This is a genomic window from Enterococcus mundtii, from assembly GCF_002947535.1.
Classification (GTDB): domain Bacteria; phylum Bacillota; class Bacilli; order Lactobacillales; family Enterococcaceae; genus Enterococcus_B; species Enterococcus_B mundtii_B.
Window position 1 is genome coordinate 1 of record NZ_PUAP01000015.1, and the last position, 19,241, is coordinate 19,241.

General features: G+C 38.6%; 16 protein-coding genes. 2 read left to right on the top strand and 14 right to left on the bottom strand.

What is annotated here, in order from left to right:
* Positions 1–13: 13 nt before the first annotated feature.
* The 10 genes from CUS89_RS16045 to CUS89_RS04050 form a co-directional block, all read right to left on the bottom strand.
* The gene (locus CUS89_RS16045; RefSeq protein WP_181055302.1) at positions 14–151 is read right to left on the bottom strand and encodes a hypothetical protein; all 138 of its coding nucleotides are present in this window, start codon (positions 149–151) and stop codon (positions 14–16) included.
* A gap of 112 nt (positions 152–263) precedes the next feature.
* Positions 264–755, bottom strand: coding sequence for a glycosyl-4,4'-diaponeurosporenoate acyltransferase CrtO family protein (locus CUS89_RS04010; protein ID WP_104871118.1), 492 nt, complete (start codon positions 753–755; stop codon positions 264–266).
* Positions 756–764: 9 nt separating this feature from the next.
* Positions 765–1,844 (bottom strand): glycosyltransferase, encoded by a 1,080-nt coding sequence (locus tag CUS89_RS04015; RefSeq protein ID WP_104871119.1) that lies wholly within the window; start codon positions 1,842–1,844, stop codon positions 765–767.
* 15 nt (positions 1,845–1,859) lie between these two features.
* The gene (locus CUS89_RS04020; protein ID WP_104871120.1) at positions 1,860–3,356 is read right to left on the bottom strand and encodes a phytoene desaturase family protein; all 1,497 of its coding nucleotides are present in this window, start codon (positions 3,354–3,356) and stop codon (positions 1,860–1,862) included.
* Between the two features lie 260 nt (positions 3,357–3,616).
* Positions 3,617–5,146, bottom strand: coding sequence for a cardiolipin synthase (gene cls / locus CUS89_RS04025; protein WP_104871121.1), 1,530 nt, complete (start codon positions 5,144–5,146; stop codon positions 3,617–3,619).
* Between the two features lie 358 nt (positions 5,147–5,504).
* Complete coding sequence (locus CUS89_RS04030; RefSeq protein WP_258082379.1) at positions 5,505–8,954, bottom strand: WxL domain-containing protein; 3,450 nt, start codon at positions 8,952–8,954, stop codon at positions 5,505–5,507.
* Between the two features lie 5 nt (positions 8,955–8,959).
* A complete protein-coding gene (locus tag CUS89_RS04035; RefSeq protein WP_104871122.1) occupies positions 8,960–10,027 on the bottom strand; it encodes a DUF916 and DUF3324 domain-containing protein in 1,068 nt (355 codons plus the stop codon).
* Positions 10,028–10,156: 129 nt separating this feature from the next.
* Positions 10,157–10,969, bottom strand: coding sequence for a WxL domain-containing protein (locus CUS89_RS04040; RefSeq protein WP_104871123.1), 813 nt, complete (start codon positions 10,967–10,969; stop codon positions 10,157–10,159).
* 18 nt (positions 10,970–10,987) lie between these two features.
* Positions 10,988–11,341, bottom strand: coding sequence for an LPXTG cell wall anchor domain-containing protein (locus tag CUS89_RS04045; RefSeq protein WP_104871124.1), 354 nt, complete (start codon positions 11,339–11,341; stop codon positions 10,988–10,990).
* A gap of 248 nt (positions 11,342–11,589) precedes the next feature.
* Entirely contained in the window at positions 11,590–13,068 is a 1,479-nt protein-coding gene (locus tag CUS89_RS04050; protein WP_104871125.1) for a helix-turn-helix domain-containing protein, read from the bottom strand.
* A 201-nt stretch (positions 13,069–13,269) separates the two neighbouring features.
* Between CUS89_RS04050 and CUS89_RS04055 the strand changes: the two genes are divergently transcribed.
* Together CUS89_RS04055 and CUS89_RS04060 are read left to right on the top strand one after the other, a co-directional pair.
* Positions 13,270–13,566, top strand: coding sequence for an ArsR/SmtB family transcription factor (locus CUS89_RS04055; RefSeq protein ID WP_010736298.1), 297 nt, complete (start codon positions 13,270–13,272; stop codon positions 13,564–13,566).
* Positions 13,567–13,642: 76 nt separating this feature from the next.
* Positions 13,643–15,013: an aldehyde dehydrogenase gene (locus CUS89_RS04060; protein ID WP_104871126.1), complete on the top strand. Its 1,371-nt coding sequence runs from the start codon at positions 13,643–13,645 to the stop codon at positions 15,011–15,013.
* 221 nt (positions 15,014–15,234) lie between these two features.
* Here CUS89_RS04060 and CUS89_RS04065 read toward each other — a convergent pair whose 3' ends face one another.
* The 4 genes from CUS89_RS04065 to CUS89_RS04080 form a co-directional block, all read right to left on the bottom strand.
* Positions 15,235–15,822: a hypothetical protein gene (locus CUS89_RS04065; RefSeq protein ID WP_019724451.1), complete on the bottom strand. Its 588-nt coding sequence runs from the start codon at positions 15,820–15,822 to the stop codon at positions 15,235–15,237.
* Positions 15,823–15,939: 117 nt separating this feature from the next.
* Positions 15,940–16,305, bottom strand: a complete 366-nt coding sequence (locus CUS89_RS04070; protein ID WP_181055303.1) for an LPXTG cell wall anchor domain-containing protein — start codon at positions 16,303–16,305, stop codon at positions 15,940–15,942.
* 38 nt (positions 16,306–16,343) lie between these two features.
* Complete coding sequence (locus tag CUS89_RS04075; RefSeq protein WP_258082380.1) at positions 16,344–16,847, bottom strand: hypothetical protein; 504 nt, start codon at positions 16,845–16,847, stop codon at positions 16,344–16,346.
* Positions 16,848–16,904: 57 nt separating this feature from the next.
* The gene (locus CUS89_RS04080; protein ID WP_104871129.1) at positions 16,905–18,977 is read right to left on the bottom strand and encodes a BspA family leucine-rich repeat surface protein; all 2,073 of its coding nucleotides are present in this window, start codon (positions 18,975–18,977) and stop codon (positions 16,905–16,907) included.
* Positions 18,978–19,241: the final 264 nt, after the last annotated feature.

A 19,241-nucleotide genomic window follows, 5' to 3' on the forward strand; every position in this document is an offset into this window, starting at 1 on the left:
TGGATTTTCTCGCTTATTTTCCGGATGTTCCTAAGTCCTCCAGCAACTCATCAACAGAGCTGAATCCACCATGAATATTGCCATCTTTAGCATCCTTTTTCAAATCCTCATCAATTGAAATATGGATTGGTTTCTTTTTTGTCGTTTCCATGTCATCACCTCTGCTGTTTTTTAACTTTTAAAAAAAACACAAAGACAACGTATAAACAATATAAAAGCAACATACTAAGCAACATAAAACAACATAAATCTGTTTTAATAACCTAATTATTCCTCATTTTTCTAATTAACGCTCGTTCCAATCGTGGCCGATTATAGCGTTGGATCATAATAAATGGAACATTGACAAGAAGCGCATAAAAAACCATGACCCACCCCGCCCATTTTGGATTCCACAAAAAGAAAAGGAACGCTGGCGCGATCAATAGCCAATGCGTCAGCTCTGCTCTTTGTGTTTCGATGATGAATTTCTTCAGTGCGGCGGAATCAGTCTTACCAAGCCTAGATTTATCGAATCCTCGCTTAGCAATCACAGTACCATCTGGCAGCTTATCTTTCCATTTTTTTATCCGAAATTTTTTCTCCCAAATAACTCCTTGCTTTTCAAAAGGAAAGGAACGAAACCAACGACGATTTCTTTCAAAAAAAGTGTCAGCGATTTGACGTACACCAAAGGATATACCCAAGTGGAAAATAAACCAGGCAAGAACGTCAAGCATCACTAATACTCCAGTGGTCAAATGGATCAGTGGCATAAAAACCTCCTAAAGTTTGATTTTTCTCCCTTTCCAAGTCACTGATTTCAAAAGATACGTTTGGATCAACGACCACAAAAACAAGAAAAGAAAGAAGATAAAAAAGAACGGAAAAACGAACAAGAAAATCGGCTTGAAATTTCCTACACGTTTGGCAAATACAATACATTGGAGCACATACAGGCAATAGATGACCAGTGCGAGCTGCCATTGCTCCGTACCCAAAGCCAACACCGAACCAACTCCGCCACTTATCCATAGAATAGTCCCTAACAAAATAAAAGGATTGGTTGCTCTTGAAGCTGTGGCAAAATCCTTTGTCCAGCCTTGGACTAGTTGCTTGAAACCTTCAGGATACATACGAAAAGCGATCAACTCTTTTCCGCCATATAAATGGATAGAGAGACCTGCTTTTTGGAAGCGTTTGGCTAAAGCCATGTCATCTAAGATTCCACTGGGCATATCTTTATGCCCAGCGACTTGGAAATAATCGGTTTTCGAGCATAAGATACACGGCCCGAACGCCCCCGCTGCTTTTAATTTTTCCCCAAACACAGAAAAAGTATTCAAGCCTACTAAAATGATCACATTGAAAATAAAAGAAAACTGTTCATAAAAACGAATGGTCTGATGAAAAGGTTGTAGTGACAGTAGTCCACTATCCCCTCTTTTTTCGTATTCCTGCAATAGTCTTTCCAAACTATTGTCTGTCTGAAAAAATGTATCTGCATCTAAAAATAAGAAGTGCTCACTTTGGGCCTTTGTTGCACCTAACCAACAGGCAGCCGCCTTCCCGTGGTGTTCACGATCATTTGAGTAAACTATTGCCTCTAAGTTCTTGGCGATTTCTGCTGTACCGTCAGTGGAAGCATCATCCACGACGATGATCTCTCGTGGTTGGATCGTTTGCCTTTGGATCGATTGTAGCAATTTAGGAAGCGTATTTGCTTCGTTACGTACAGGAATAATGATTGAAACATTTGTGTCAAAACGTTTTGCAGATGTTACTTTTCCGATGAATGGTAGCCGATAAAAGATACACCAACCTGAAAGCCAAGCGATGAAAAGGACGAGTATTATTAGTAACAAAATAAGCCTTCCTTCCTATACATCCGCTTCTCTTCGGGCAATCTTATCACTCACTTGTTGCCCACTCAAAGTGACCATTGGCATACCTGCTCCAGGATTGACCGTACCTCCAACAAAGTATAAGTTATCATAACGTTCACTATGTTTGGCATGCTTAAAGCCATGGTTTTTCTTGCGATCAGAGACAGTTCCATAGATTGCTCCACGATGTGACAAATAATTTTTTTGGATATCCTCGGGTGTCCAACGATTTTCGTAAACAATATGTTGTCTCAAGTCCGTTAATCCCATCGTTTCTAATTTGATCAAGATACGCTCCCGAAAGGCATCGTATTCTGCCTCTGTAAATGGTTGATCTTGTAAATAAGGGATGTGCGGTAAAATCTTGATATTCTCATGTCCTTCGATGGTTTGAGAAGGATCAGTCTTATTGACATTCACAAGATAGATCGTTGGGTCGTCTGGCAACTGATGCTGATGGAAGTTTTGATCAAAGTTTTCTTTAGAAGCATTTGAAAAGAAAAAATTATGATGGGCTAATTGTGGGTATTCTTTATTAACACCTAGATGCAAGACAAAACCTGAACTTGCTGGTTCAAATGTCTTTTCTAATTTCTCTGTAAACGCTGGTTTTTCATCTAATAATTGTTCATAAGCTGGGATCACTTCCATATTCGAAACAAAATAATCTGCTTCGATCACCGTGCCATCCGCTAATCGCGCAGAACGGATCTGATCATTCTCTACATTTAATTTTTCAACATGAACGCCGGTATGGAACGCTACGCCGAGCTCTTTCCCAAGGTTGACGATTCCTTCAGTAATTTTATGCATCCCACCTGGCACATACCAGATTCCTTGCGCATGCTGCATATAACTCATCATATTTAAAACCGCTGGCGCATCATAAGGAGAGGAACCGACATATTTGCTGAAATACCCTAAGATATCTTGCATTTTTGGATGACTCACTCGTTTAGCGATCCCATCATGCATCGAAGAAAAATAATCAAATCCTTTCAACGCTTTGATCACACCATGTTCTTTTAAAATCTCCATTGTCGAATCAAGCCCTTTGTCAAAATAACCGACTTCCGTGGCCGCATAGATTTCCTTCGCATAGTCTAAAAAATCTTGATACTCCGCCATGTCTTTTTCAGTCAACACCGGATTTTCTTGCGTCATTTTCGTTAAATCGCTGTATAGATCAATCGTTGTGTGATCAGGGAAAAACGAACGCCACTGCAAATCTAACCGTTCGATCGGAATGTAATCTGCCATCTGTTTGCCACTCGTGAGAAACAGTTTTTCAAAAATTTGAGGCATCGTCAAAATCGACGGACCTAGATCAAAACCAAACCCATTTGCTTCTAAACGGTTCAATTTCCCCCCTAGATGATCGTTCTTCTCATATAATGATACATCGAATCCTTCTTGGGCTAAGGAAACTGCTGCAGACAAACCACCAAGTCCACCTCCCAGAACAATGACTGATTTCTGTTTATTTTTCACAAAATCACCTCTTACTTTCTAAGTCTTAAAGCACATTTTCACAGATGAAAATCCGTATGATCCAACTGTTAAAAAACACTTTATATCTATCTCTATAGTAGCATATCTCTAAAAAAACTTATTTTATTGCGCATTGTATTGTTATAAAACAATAAGAAAGGATAAAAGAAAAAACAGAAGAGACAAACACGTAAGAAACGCTTTGTCTATTCTGTCTTAAACTAATGGCTCGTTCTTATACGCTGATTCCGTTGCTTCTATCAAAGTATCGGCACAAACAAGCCACTGATTTTCTCTTTGATTTTCGTCCATGCACTTCGCCGTTGCCATTCGTCTTTTTTGACCTTTTCAGCGCGGGCTAAATCTTCTGTAAAATGGACGTTCAATTCATCGATCGTTTTTGATGGACCATAAATGAACATTGACAGTTCATGATTGAGATAAAAACTGCGAATATCAAAATTAGTTGATCCAATCGTTGCGACCACATCATCAACGATCATATATTTACAATGGATAAATGCAGTCGTATCGTAGATCGACACTTCAACTCCTGCCGATAACAAATCATCAATAAACGAGTTCGTCCCATGAAATGAAATCCCGCGATCGCCTTTTCCTGGTATGATCAATTGCACTTTGATCCCACACCGAGCTGCTCGTCTAAGCGCCCCAAGTGTTTCTTCATCTGGAATAAAGTAAGGCATAGCAATCTTGATCGAATCAACTGCTTTACCAATCAAGTCATTGAAAGAGTCTTTGATGATTCTCTCCTGATCATACGGCCCTCCGTAAACGACCTGTACGATTTCCGAACCTTTTGGTTGTTCCGTTTGTAAGGGAAAATACAGCTCTTGCTGGTTGATGAAATAAGTGATCGTTTCCGTTCCTTCATCGAGAAATAACCAATCATAAACGAAACATTCCTGCAACTCGAGTACAGAAGCCCCTTCGATTCGAACATTCGTATCCCGCCAATAAGAAAACTTTTTCCCGCGTCCACTATACTCATTCCCAATATTCATACCACCAGTATGTGCAATTTTCCCATCGATCACAACGATTTTCCGATGATTGCGCCAATTGGCTTTGTTACTCAGCCATGGTGAATTCAATAGATCATAGGTTCTTACCTCTACACCATTTTCTCGCATCGCATCTAATAACCGATTCGGGAAAGCGATCGATCCGACACTGTCATACATAAAACGTACTTTGATTCCCTGTCGTGCTTTTTCGATCAAAGCAGCAACTAGTTCTTCGCCAGTTTCATCTCCTTTTATAATATAGAAGAAAACATGGACATGATGTGTTGCCTGTTTGATATCTTGCAACAATGAAGCAAAAGCATCCGTTCCTTCTTTTAACAATGTTAATTGATTGTCTTTTGTGGGATACTTTGCGGAAAGATGGAAAATCTCATTGGAAAGATCGTGCTTGGCATGGATGATTTCTGAATGTTCCTGAAGGATTTTTGATACAGTTTGTTGTACAGTTTTCTCGTTAACTAGTTGCTGTTTCGGCAACTTACGTAATCGTGGCTCGCGACCAATCAGATAGTACAGCATGATTCCAACGATCGGTAAAAATAATAACGCTAAGATCCAAGCGATTTTAGAGGTTGCTTCTCTTTGATCAAAAATCACTAAATAGCCACAAAGAAGAAAGGCAAAAATTTCCACGATCAACCACGCATAAATGATTTGATTCAAAAAAATAATCAGCGAAACAGCTACAAGAATCAATAATATCAATAATATTTTGTATTGTTGCAATTTATTCTTTATCATATTTATCTCCATATTCGCTCGCTTCGTTTTTTTGTTGCTTCTTTTTCTGTGCCGATCAACGTTCATGGTGACAGCACACCTTATATAGATTATATACGTTATAGTTACTCTAGTGTAAAGGAATCTCTCGTTTTCTTCGCACTTTTTACAGAAAGTTTTCTACTATATAATAGTGCTTTTCCCCCTCAGTTTTAAGGAGATGAAAGAAGTGAGATAATATTCGTCCTCTCACACTCTCTAAAACTGAGTAAATATATTAAAAAAAGAATGTTAGCAAAAATAAGCCAGAAACCCCAAAAATCTTGGGGTTTTCTGGCTTTTTTTCGGAACAATATATGGCTGTCACAACTCTTTTTCTTTATTGATTTTCTGGAACACTACTTAATTCCCATGTTAACGACGTTGTATATTTCTCAGCTTCTGGATTCGCTCCTTTCGGTACATAGAGACCAACACTCTTATCTGCTGTCTCTGCATCTCCAAAACGATAGATCCATGTTCCAGTTCCTGATGCGCAATCTGCTTGCAATAAGATTTTTTTGGTATTTGGTATGATTCTTTGTATAGTTTCTTCTTGTAGCGTAGGCGCCGTTCCGCCTTGAGCCGTCACTAGCTCCTGATTGAACAACTGAATCTCAGAACCAATCAATTCATGTCCATTTTGATTACTGAATTGTCCATTCTGGGTAACCGATAATTGCCAACCACTTCGCTCATTGTCCGGTCGACGATCACTGATTTGAACATAATTTGGTCGTTCTTCGTTCTCTTTCACTGTCCCATCTTCATTCAACAATCGTTGAGGTTGGGCATAATAGGTTTGTTCATGAACAGAAATAGCTTGTGAGCTAAAATTGAAGGACGAAATAAAGTCAATACTTAGTTGCCCTTGATCTTCTGGCAATTCTGGTTTATTTTCAGGTTCCACTTCTAATTCTGGATCCAAAGGATCTACCGGTGAGAAAGGTCCTACATCCTCAACGATTAATGTCGTAGCCGGTTCAAAAGTTACATCGTGAAATGTTAAGTCAGCGGCTGGGTTGATGTTTCCACGTGCGTTATTGGTTTCTGGCGGATTGATCACACCTGCGGCTTCTGCCGAACCTTCCGCATCTCTTAGAAAGACCTGAATCTCATCGTCTTCTTTTAAAGTTAAGTCAGATAAATTCAGGATAAAGTTACCCTCGTCGTCTACCGTTACATCAGAAGTGTCAAAGATTTGTCCATTATGAGTTGCGGTTATTTCAACCTCTTTGTTTTCAACATACCCCTGAACATGTGTTGCTGTTTTTCCGATGGTATTCAAGGGAAACTCCACTGGTTTTGGTGGGATAATTGGAAAGACGTCAACACTATCTATTTTGATATCGTCCGGTAAACTTGGAACTCCAACTTCACCAACACCGCGAAAAGCAGATAGAACGCTAATCCGATCTCCCTCATTTAAAAGATCCGGTAATTTTACTTCAAATATCCCCTCTCTATCTGCTTCACCATAGATACTATCTACTTTAGTAACTGCTCTATGTGTTTCTTTTTCTCCAGTAAGTCGTTCAATTTCTATCTCTAGTTCTACCTCGCCTTCAAACGCTGATCTATAGTCACTCCCTTCCGGAATACTTACATGACCAAAAATAGACTTATCTGCATTGGTAGGAACTCTTAATTCATCTACAACAGCACGTGCGTTATTTGCACTAATTCTACTATATGCAGTCATTCCAGCCGGTCCAAAAGTACTTGTATTAAATGATTCCGGATCGCTAGTTTTTCTAATAGTATTAAAATTACTTCCCGTTAATTCAAAATCAATCATATTCCAATACTTTTCTGCTTCAAGATCAAAATTAGAACCATTAGCCCATGCTGCAAAATTAGAATTTTTCAAATCAAATATAGAGGATGCCGATACACTGTATATATTGCCTCCGTTTGGACGTGTATTTTTAAAATCAAAAAAAAGTGGATTATCAATAGTTATATTACTAATTGAACCATTAAATATTGCACCTGATGCAGTGCTCGATCTTCCAATTGCTGTAAAACTAGTTCCTTCCCTAACATTGATTTCCATCGAACTGTTTCCACCAATAGCAGGTCCAAAATCAGAGACAATATTTACTTCTGTTCCCACGCCACTCAAATCAAAAACTCCACCATCATTAGCAAATTCTATACCTTGATTCGCCGAATTATTAGGTGATCCGTTTCCACCATTGTACATTTGTAATTTACTATTTCCTTTTACAAAGAATTGACCATCCGCACGAAATCTTACTGCCGGAGCAGCTCCTTCTTCAGCCTCAATAATAACAGTACTATTATTATCTATATCAAATCGAGAACCTCGGCTTGCAGCCCCATAAAATCTAACTGTTGCATCATTTCCATTAAGAAGAGAAGAGTAAAGTTCCATTTTAGAGCCATTGTCTACCAAAATTCTTGAATTCGTAGCAGTATCATAAAGAAGCGCACTAGTTTGAGGGGCTTCTATTTTCAAAGATGCTCCATTGTTAACCTCAATAAGCGATTCATTTGAATCTAGTCTGATAACCCCTCCGTATCTACCAGAGCTTGTTGAAGTTGTATTAATAGAAACTGTAGTGTCTTCATCCGTAATTTGAACTACCGGTAATACGCCTGAAATTTGTGCTAACTTTGCTTGCAGGTCCATTCTTACTTTACTTCCATTTCGAGCAAAAAAATTATTGACTCGGAAGACAGCATCATCACGCGCATTCATAGTCGACCTATAAGTATTTTCGCCACCTATATATCCTGCCTTTGCATTCGGTGCATTAACTAAACCAGATACATTCCCACTTCCTGTATGAACATTTTCAAAATTTAATGTCCATCTTTGACTGTTGGCTGCTGTACCTGTAAAAATTGCTGTAGTTCCCGGTTTTGTTATTGTTATATTTTTTAAAGTAATTGTCGTCTCTACGCTCACTGCTCCAAGTGTGAATCCAGCAGTATTATTGGCAAAATTTATCGACCATCCTTGTCCGTCAATTTCTATATTTCTGTTGATCGTACCTGCCGCTCCAGCGTTTCTGACTATGTCGTTTTCCAAAATAATTTTTTGTACATCATCGTTACTTATGGCTTTTTGAAATTCTTCCCATGTTGAAACACTTACGAAAGGCTCTTTCTCCTTTGTTTGTTGATCCTGCGGAGCTTCTTCCTTAGGCTCATCTACTTCTTCGGATTTCTGATCATCCTCTTGATTTTCTTCTATTATATGTTCTCCCTCTTTTGATTCCTTTTGTCCGCCTAGCTCCTCATCAGGGGAGTCACTTTCTTCAGCTGGAAGTTCATCACTGATCGCTTCTGGCTCACTGATTTTTAGCTGAGTCGTCGTTTCTTCCACCGACAGTTCATAGTTTCCCGCTTTTTCAAATACTAAAGGAAGAACAAATGTATTTCGCGCACGTTTTGACTGAACGATCCATTCATGAGGCTGCTCTCCTTGTTCGATTGAAATCCCTGCTGACGATTGATCTTGGATGAGCGTTGCTTCTTCCGGTAAGACCACTCGTGCCTCTGACACTTCTTGATCAGAAAAGAACGTCACTTGTAGCGGAACTTTTATCGTTCCTTGCAATTGAGATTGAGAAAAGAAAAAGTTAGGATTACTGGATAGTTCTTTTAAGGAGTTTTGGATAGCAGGGAGTTCCACTTGCTCATGTTCCACGCTGTCTATCATGGTTTCTGCGTAGACCATGCCTATCGGTATAGTTACTGTTTGTATCACTAAAATTGTCGTCCCTAAAAAAAGCATCGTTCTTCTTAATCTTGAGGGCATTGTATTCACTCCTTCTCATTACTCTTATTCGGTTGCTCTTTTTTTCTTTTATGGATTAGGTAAAGAATTATTCCAAGCAATAAAACAAGTAACATGATTGAACCAATCATCCACCAATTAATACTCGTATCGATCATAACATCTGCTCGATTCAATGCTCGTGCTTCATCCGCTTCGATCGCAAAGGTTCTTTCCCATTGCCATTCATCTTCCCCAGAACGTGCCGTCATTTTCAATACGTAGTCACCACTGCGAAAACGATCACCTTCCAAAGAAATCGGGAAATTAAAATTGGAATTTGGTGCCATTTGCATCTGTTCTTGACTGGCTTGGTATAGAATCTCTTCTTCGCCCACTTTTTGAACCGTAGCTTCGACTTCTAAGCGATTCACGAAGGTCGGGGTGAAGTTTTGTAGATTCGCACTGATCACATTGCGATAGTTGAGTTGGTCAGCAAAAACATCTAACAACTCTAAATCCGGTTGTACAGCATCTTGTTTGTTGCTCACAACCACACCGATGATATACGCAAAATCATTTTGGATGGCGACACCTTCTTCATTACTCGTTTCTTCTGTTCCTTCTTCTTTGACTTCTGACACCCGTAATCCACCCGCTAATAATCCTTCAAATTCTTCTGTAGGCATGTTCAAGTCAAGCGTAACGGTCTTTGTTTCATTTCCAGCAAGCTCAATAATTTCTGGTTGTTCAATCAACTCAGCCAGCGAATGTTTGAGCGTTGGATCTTCTTCTTCCGCATCTTGTCCGTATTCCACGACCCCCATCACGTTGGTATAAGCAGTATGTGGCGTGATTTTGATTTTTTTGGCTTCTGCGTTTGCGTTTTGTAGTTTCAACGTTAGCTTTTCTGTCGTGTCTGGTGCAAGATTTAATTGAAAATAACGATCATTTCCTGATTTTTGATTTTCTGAGAACTCAGGCGTTACATAAAAATTCAACGTTCCTTCTTCCGCTCCAACCAACATGGGAGCCATCAGGCTGACAATCATGACGAGTAATACGATCCCCACTTGTTGGATTTTATTTTTTCGATATGTACTTGTCTTTTTCATAAACTTACCCCTTTCTTTAAAGGAGGTAGCGCTACAAAATTGTAACGCTACCACATTCACTTCTATAAACTAAAATCGGTTGCTTCTTAATGATTATGATTCGTTATGTTACTCATATTTTTTATCTTGTTAATTTACACCACTAACATCAGGTGTATTGGATAATTCCCAAGTTAGTGTTGATTTGTATTGAGTCGCATCTTTTGCTGTAGAACCCGGAACAAATAATTGGATCGCATTGTTGGTTACCACATCAACCTCATCGTTCGCCTCTTGTGCATCCAAGTCTGCTTGATTTCCCCAAACGACTGAAGATACACCTGCACCTTTATCTTTTTCTGCTTTCATCACTGACACAGCAGAAGCATTTGGCAACAATTTCAATTCGCTCGCATGAGCCGCTGGGGCATTCTCAGGCGTACTTCCTTCATACTGGATTCTTGGATCCAACAATGAAATTTCTGCACCGAGCAATGTATCATTTGTTGTATTCGTTGCTTTAAAGTCGGTCATGCGTACTTGCAGATTCCAACCAGCATTCGTTCCACGGACATCTTGTACTTGCGCAAAACTGACATACGGAACTTTGTTTTCTTCACCAGTTGTCCCCTTTTTTTGTTGTTTTTCTGCAACCATATTGTATGTTCGATCTTGATTTGAAATGACTTGTGAACCGAAATCCATGGTGACAGCTTTCATGATCGATAAAGGTCCTGTTGTTCCCGGTACTTCTGGCTCAATCTCGACATCTGGTTCTTTTACTGGCGGAACAACGACTAGCTCTTCATCTTCATTTGGTGTAAATTCAATCGTTCCATTAGTTGTTACATTACGTACTTCTTTTGATGTTTCTGTGGAACCATCTTCTGCAAATACAGTCATACCTCCGGCAAACACTGTTGATGATAAGGCTGCAATTGTTGCTAATCTAACTAATTTCATTTATACACGTCCTACTTTCTATGATTGTTTTTTCTTTTTGTGTTTCCAAAACCAAAAACTAAGTGTCACTATCACAAGAAAAACCCCTAAAATTATCCAACTACTCATTTGTTGTGCATTCGTTTTTGGTAATCTTCTGTGACTGGCATCTCTCTCCTCTGACGGTTGTTGAGCGATTTCTTTCGGGAAGTCTGGTTTGATTTCACCTTCTGGAGCTGGTACTGGATCTCCAGGCATTTCATACACTCCTGTAAAACCGACTGTCCCCTCTGTTTCAACCGATCGAACCTCTGTCCCATATACAACCAAGGGTGTATAACATTGAATAAGTAACATACTCAGGCTTAGTATGTATTTTTTTTTACGATTCATTTCCCTCCTCCTATAACCTTTCTTACATAAGAGTAATTATCATTACTTTCTGCATAAATAAGATTAACGTAGCGCAAAAAGAAAAGAAATTCATATTTTTCACTAACTAGTGAAGTGGCTTGTTCCCACTTTCACTATGTGACTTTGATAGATTCGCTCTTTTATTTGCACAACAAAAAATCGATGAAGAACCGCGGAGATCAGTTAATCTCTTTAGTTACTTCATCGATTAATGTCGTTTTTGCTTCTTACAGCATACTATTGAGTAAAGGATTCAACTGAGTAAAAATGTTGACCCAATCATTTCTATTAGGGACTCGATTGATCAACAAATAGTCCTTGTTCAACTGGTAATCCAATAAATAAGGATGATAATTCGTTACGATCAAATCAACATGCTCAACGTTCAAACGTTCTTCTGTCAATTCATGTAACGGAACAAACAGCACATGATGCTGCTTCGATAACAGTTGATTGGCTTGGACTTTGATCAACTGAACGAGTAAATGATTACCTTCCAAAAGAAACAACACTGTTTTCTTGCGTGAATAATAAGAGAACAAGATTTCTGTATACATCGTTAAACTTGCTATGATATCTTCTAAATATTTCTCTGAGAAAGACAGAAATGGTTGATTTTTTTGAATAAATTGTCGATTTTTCTCATAGGCTAAACCATAGAGATCTTTGATGATAATAATTTCTTCACTTAATAATTTATTCAGTATTGGTGCCATTTCATTATTGATTTTCCTCCCCAGAAAAAAGGCAGAAAGAAAGGTGGATAATATAGGATTAGTCTTCCGGTCGATGTTGAATAATTGGAAGTAAGATTCAATCACTGGATCTATTTCAGGCCACTGATTATACTTCTCCAAAAAGACAGTCTCTTGCTCGATATGATCAATTGTTCGTTTGCTGATTATGATCAAAAAAAGCCAAATGATTTCATCTTGATGGATCGAAATACCATACTCTTTTTTGATCAGTGGAATCAATTCGGACATCAATAAAAAATCTGTCTCATTGCTAAAATCGATCTCTTTTATCCTACGAGGTAAAGAGATGATATGCCCATTCTTGTTTCTGATCATCGTGATATACAAACAGTAATAAAATCCTGTGACCATGATCCCTGTACCTATCTCATACTTACCAAGACGCTCACCTAACTTATCCAAAAACATTTGGTGGATACTTTCCGGGGGATAGACCGTATACGGTGTTGGCTCTCCTTCATAAAAAAAATCAAAAAAAAACTTGCGGATATTTCCTTCTTTTCCCACAAGGTCCACTGGTTTTAAGCTAAGTGAAAGCTGATATTCTTTTAAAACCTCTTTGATTTGAGCGACTGATCGTAGCATCGTACTTTCTGAATAATTATAGCGATCAGCTAATTCTCCGACAGATACTAGCTCTCCATAAAAAATGTCACTGATAATTTCAAACCAAATCTCCGATTGTAACAATGCTTCTTTGTCTTCATGGTACAGTCGTCGATTTTTTTCTTTAAAAAAATAGCCAGTTGTATTTGACTCAAAAATCGCACTCTCTTCAAAGTAATTTTTCAGTTCACTGACATCTTTTAGTATCGTACGCTTAGAAACACCAAGTTGTTGTGACAATCCGACAATCGTAAACATATTCTGTTGTTCGATCACATTTAAAATCCGCATCCACCTTTCTGTAATCGTATTTGTAATAAATTTTAACTGTAAATCTCGCATTTTTCACACCTCTTTTGCTTTTTATATCTATTCTTAAAAAAAATAGATTGTAAACATGTATATCAAAAAATATGTGAAAATACTAATAATAAATAAGTGAATAAACTGAAAAATAACATGCTTATGATGACTTTACATAACAAGTTGACGAGTTCAAACATATTGTTTTATACTTGCATTAACAAATTGAAGGAGGTCACTATGCGAGAAACATTTTTAGCGTTATTACGCGATTCCACGCCTCTATTTACGACATTACAAGAAGAAAATCGTCAAGAAATCGTTAGTTTGCTAGTAGAAAAAGGTGGTTTAAGTGTGACAGAAATCACAGAAGAAATGTCTATTTCTCGCCCCGCTATTTCTCATCATTTAAAGTTGCTTTTACAAGCAGGGATTGTGTATGTCGAAAAACGTGGCAAAGAGCGGATCTATTATTTAGATGTTGCTTGTATCAAACGTAACTTGAAAGGATTTATGCAACTATTAGAAAAAATATAAAAAGGCTTCGGCCTTTCTTTTTAAATAAATAGGTTCATAAGTTCGAACATATAAATATATTAAAAGGAGAAAATGGATGATCAACCAACTTTTACAGGACCAACAACACTTTTTTGAAACAGGACAAACAAAATCGGTCGACTTTCGTTTGGCGCAATTAGCAAAATTGAAACAAGGGATGAGAGAAATCGAGATTGAATTGACACAAGCTTTGTTCAAAGATCTGCGAAAACCAGCACATGAAGCATACGTGACTGAAATTGGGGTCGTCTATCAAAGCATTTCTATGATGATCAAAAAATTGAAGAAATACGCCAAACGTCAACCCGTTCATACACCGATCTATATGTGGGGAAAAAGCTATCTGGATTATGAGCCTTACGGACAAGTTTTGATCATCGCACCTTTCAATTACCCTTTTCATTTAGCTATTGAACCACTGATTGGGGCGATTGCTGCGGGGAATACGGTTATCTTGAAGCCCAGTGAATTAGCGCCTAATGTGTCCAACGTTTTGACAAAGCTGGTCCGTTCGATTTTTCCCAAAGAATACATCACCACTGTTGAAGGTGGTGTGCAGGTAACGACTGAATTACTTGCACAACGCTTCGACTATATTTTCTTCACTGGTAGCGTTCCTGTTGGGAAGATTGTGATGCAAGCTGCTGCCAAACACTTGACTCCTGTCACTTTAGAATTAGGCGGAAAAAGTCCCGCAGTCGTGGATGATACCGCAAATCTAAAAGTAGCAGCAAAGCGCATCGTTTGGGGAAAATTGCAGAACAACGGACAAACTTGTATTGCACCAGATTATGTTTTAGTATCCCGCAAGCGAAAAGAAGCATTGATCAAAGAAATGATTATTGCTATCAAAGAATTTTATGGTTCTGATATCAGAAATAACACCGATTATGGTCGGATCATCAATGATCGGCATTTTATGCGACTCAACAAGTTGTTGGAAACGGATCAGTCATTCGTGGTCGCTGGTGGTGAAACGAATCGGGAGGACTTATTCATTGAACCGACTTTGATCGATCTCCCTTCCCATGAAGCAGCAAGTATGCAAGAAGAAATCTTTGGTCCGATTTTACCAATCTTGTCATTCGATACGGTCACTGATGCAATCGCTCAAATCAAATACTATGACAAACCATTGGCATTGTATCTTTTTACAACCTCTACTATGAATAAAGAGAGAATCATGTCTGAGGTTTCATCAGGTAATGTCACCGTCAATGATGTCCTGAAGCATGTTGCAAACCATCATTTGCCTTTCGGTGGAGTTGGAGAATCTGGTATTGGCAACTATCATGGAAAGTATAGTTTCTTGACCTTCTCTCATCAAAAAGGAGTGTATGAAAATAGAACGAAATTCAATGTTCCTGGCCTATTCCCACCTTATAATGAGCGTACATTGAAATTACTGAAGCGAATACTCAAATAGAAATCCTATAGTTATAGAGCAAACAAAAAGAGCAAGTAATGGCTATCTTCCATTCGCTTGCTCTTTTATGCTGTATTCTTAGGTTTAAAAAAGTGCCTTTTTCATCCGTCCGTTATCTCAACTTCAATAGGATACAACTTCTATAAATAAATCTTCCCCCAGAAGTATTATCTATCCCCTTCGATAAGATGACAGATTCATTGCTACACGTCAAACTAGTTTTATGGTGCTGGTACTACTGCTTGGAATTGTAAAACCATGTCAAATGTCGGTGTGATCACATCTGCAATATTTGAGTTAGGGATCGCTGTTCCTACAAATCCGAACTCTTTAGTAGGTGCTGTTCCACCTTCAGCTACATTCTTCGTTAATGACATGAAGGATGCTGGCGCACTTAGAGCTGATCCACTTGTAACAATTCGTACGTTGTCGGATTGATCTTCTACATCTAACTCTAACACACTTAAGCTAGATAAGTTAGTCGGGTTAGCTAAACTTGTGATATTGATATTTACATCCCAAGCCGAGTTGTTTGTAACACTGTAAACGGGTGATTGGACCTCTGTATGACCAGAAGCACCAGTTGTGAAGAAGACTGCTGATGTTGGTACAGTCACGTTGATCATTTCATCTGGATTTGTCGGTGGGTTGACCCCTGGATCAACGGTATTATCTAAACCAACACGTCCTGTAACTGGAATATTTCCATTTGGTTCTCCGTTAAAAGTTGTCGCAGCGACAGAAGATGCCCCTCCTAATAATGCTCCGATCATTGCCGCAGTTCCTACTAATCTCATTTGCTTTTTCATTCTTTCATCCTCTTTCCTTTGATTTGTTTTATATCATGCGTCAAAAAACATCCTGCGCATAATGTAACAGCTTCTTATTCATTGAATTGCTTGTTGTAGCTAATCCCGTATGTTGAATTATTTTTTTATTGCATCACTATCACGCTTCGAAAAAAATAACAGGATACTTATCAGCATTAAAATAGCACCTACATATTTTATCCAATTAGATAAAATGCTACCTGTTTTTGGTAGATTTACTCCGGCTTTTAAAGGCCGAGACGTTCGATTAGGAAATCTTGACGTATCTACAACTAAAATATCCTTTTTATTTCCTTCATTTTCTGGCGTAACAGATTCTGCTGGTGGACTTTGATGACCGATTTTCCCTTCTACTCGTTTAAAAAAGGCTTGGTTTTCAGCACTATAAGCACTTTCTGCTAAGCTACCCCCCACAAATAATACAAACCCTACGACGATCAGAAGCTGTTTCATTATGCGCATGATGATGTTTCCCTCCTTGTTAACCATTCATACAGTTCTCAATTTTGAACAATAATCGAGAGTTCTGCTTCTGTGATTCCTTGTCTCTCATTGGTCTCTGGATCATAAATATTGACGCGAGCAATCGCGACGTATTCCCCTTTCTCAAGTGGCTTATCCAACTTTGCTCCAACTATTTGTTGGTTTGGATGAATCGATCCTGATGAATAAATCACTTCATCACTATCTGCTAGTGTGATATCCACAGCAATTGGATAAACATTTGTTCCTGGGTTCACGATTTCGATCGATCCTGTTGCTTCGCCGTTTTCAAAAGTCGCTGTAGGTGCGATTTGTAACGTAAAATAATTGGCATCGGCAATTTCTTGGGCACGCTCTGCAATCTCGATGTCACTTGCATCTCTTAATCCTGGTAAGAGGTCTGCACTTACCATTGGTACTGGTTCCTCTGCTCTAGTTGAAAGGTATAAAAAGACGCCCCCGATGATCAAAAGAAACACCCCCAACACAATCCATTTCTTTTGATTATTTTTCTTTTCCACTGACTCTCCCCCTTCCCTCCGGAAATCAATTGTTTTGTTTTTCATTTCTAAATTACTTTATGGATTAGGAATGAATCGTAAAACCATCGTGAAGTTTGGCTCCACCTGCATGATATCTGCTGGAAGACGATTCGCAGTTCCTGTAAAAGTAAAAGTATTCCATGCTTCTGTACCTACTTCAAACAACCGATTTTCTTGAGCAACTGGTGCCCCTTCACGAATCAATGGGCTGGCTTGTCCCTCTCCAAGAACATTCAACTCATTGACGATCTCCATTTTATTTAAATCGGTTGCTGTGACAACATTGACGTAAATATTGAATGGTGACTCGTTATGGATATCATATTCTGGAGAAATGATTTCCTCGTGATTTGAACTCGCCGTCGTGCTAAATACTGCCGATAACGGGAGTCGCACAGTCATCAATGGTTCTAACTCTTCAAATGTTGCAACGATCCGTGCTTCTTCTATCCCCATCGTAAATATGGTCGTGGCATCATTCACTTGATCGATCGTCCCATCTCCACGTTCGATACGCCAATGAGAAAAACGCCACCCTGCATCCGGTATTGCGCTGATTTCCAATGTTTCACCAATCAAAAGCCTCGTTGGATTCTCAGGAGTAACGTTACCTGCCCCTTCACTCTCAATCGTCAATAAGAATGATCTCGGCTGCCAAACCCACGTATCCGCCATCGTGCGGCCATCATAATTTGCCATCAATGCTGCGCTAGTAAAGATAAATTCACCTTCTGGTTTAGTTGCCGTTCCTTGCCCGATATTCTGCCAGTTTGCAAGATGCGTCGCAGTTTCTGATAAGCCTGGCAAACTTGCGTTACTGTGAAAAGAGAACGCTTCTCCAAGTGTTAGTTGTTCTAATGCCGTCTGTGAAAACATCCAATGCATAGTCGTCACATTTCCTGTATCAAAACTCGAGAGATCAAGTTCCCTTAAACTTCGATTGTCAAAAAACATATAATCCATACGAGTGACATTTCTTGTATCAAAATGGGTGACATCTACTTCCTTTAATTTCGGCATAAACATGAACAAACCACCCATACTAATGACATTACTCGTGTTAAAATTAGTCACGTCGATTTCTGTCAGTTCGTTCATTCCCAGAAACATGCCGGTCATAGATGTCACGTTGCTCGTATCAAAATTGGTGACATCTAGTTCAACTAGATTTCTCATATAACTAAACATATTATTCATTTCCAACACATTCTGAGTATCAAAGTGGCTGATATCTAGTTCTTGTAAATTTCCCATAAACCCAAACATCCAGGTCATATCCGTTACATTACTCGTGTCAAAACTTGAGAGATCTAATTTCACCAAACTCTCCATTCGATAAAACAGACTGTTCATATTCGTTACATTTCTTGTATCAAAATGACTCACATCTATTTCTCTTAAATTGCGCATCTGGGTAAACATACGTTCCATATTTGTTACTTGACTCGTATCTAAATACTCCATTCCTTCAATTGTTTGGACATTTGGTAAATTTTCAAAAAATCCTTGGTTGTGTTCCCCCTGCTCAGCATTCGATAAGACACTATTTCTTGTTCCAATCAAACTTCCCCGTAATTCGATCCTGCCCGTGATGACGATGCTGTTGATCATTTGTTGATTCGCGGACGAATGATTAAAATAATCCTTCGCTTCATAGCGACCACCAACATTATTTTTCTCATCGAAGATGCCAGAACCTAGAGTCAGTGTCCCAGAAGTATCGACTGTCCATGGAATCGTTCCTAGTTGACCAGATTCAATGACTTCAGGATCAAACCCTTCAGTCTCATTAACAAACTCTTCTACATCGCTTTGTTCAATAGTCAACTCAGGCGCTTCTATAAGTTCAGTACTTATCTCCGCTCCCTCATAGGGCCAATCATTTTCAATTTCTTCAAATTGAGAAAACTCTGCTGTTCCGTTTTCTTGCGGAATACCATTAAAATGGAACACATCCTCTTTTAAGACCAATTCCTCATTACTATGTGCTTCTGGTGATCCTTCCGATTCTACGTGAACCGCGATTACTTGCCCAACTGGCAAAAGCATCATCATCATCACAACATTGAAAATCAAAAGTTGTTTTTTCCACAAACCTTTCTTTCTCATGTAGCCACCCACCCTAACTCTATATAAGTGAAAGAATTTGTCATTAATAGCTTATAGTCTACTCAACAAAACAATATATCTTAATCACGTATCTAACCTCTCAGCTATTAATAAAAAAGCTCTTTCTTTCTCAATAATATATCACCTCATTTATTTTTAATCCATTTATTATTTTTTTCTAATTTAGAAAAAATACTGTACTCATGCATGTTTCCTTAATATAAAAGAATGATTAAGTGAAAATAAAATAACATTTAAAAAATA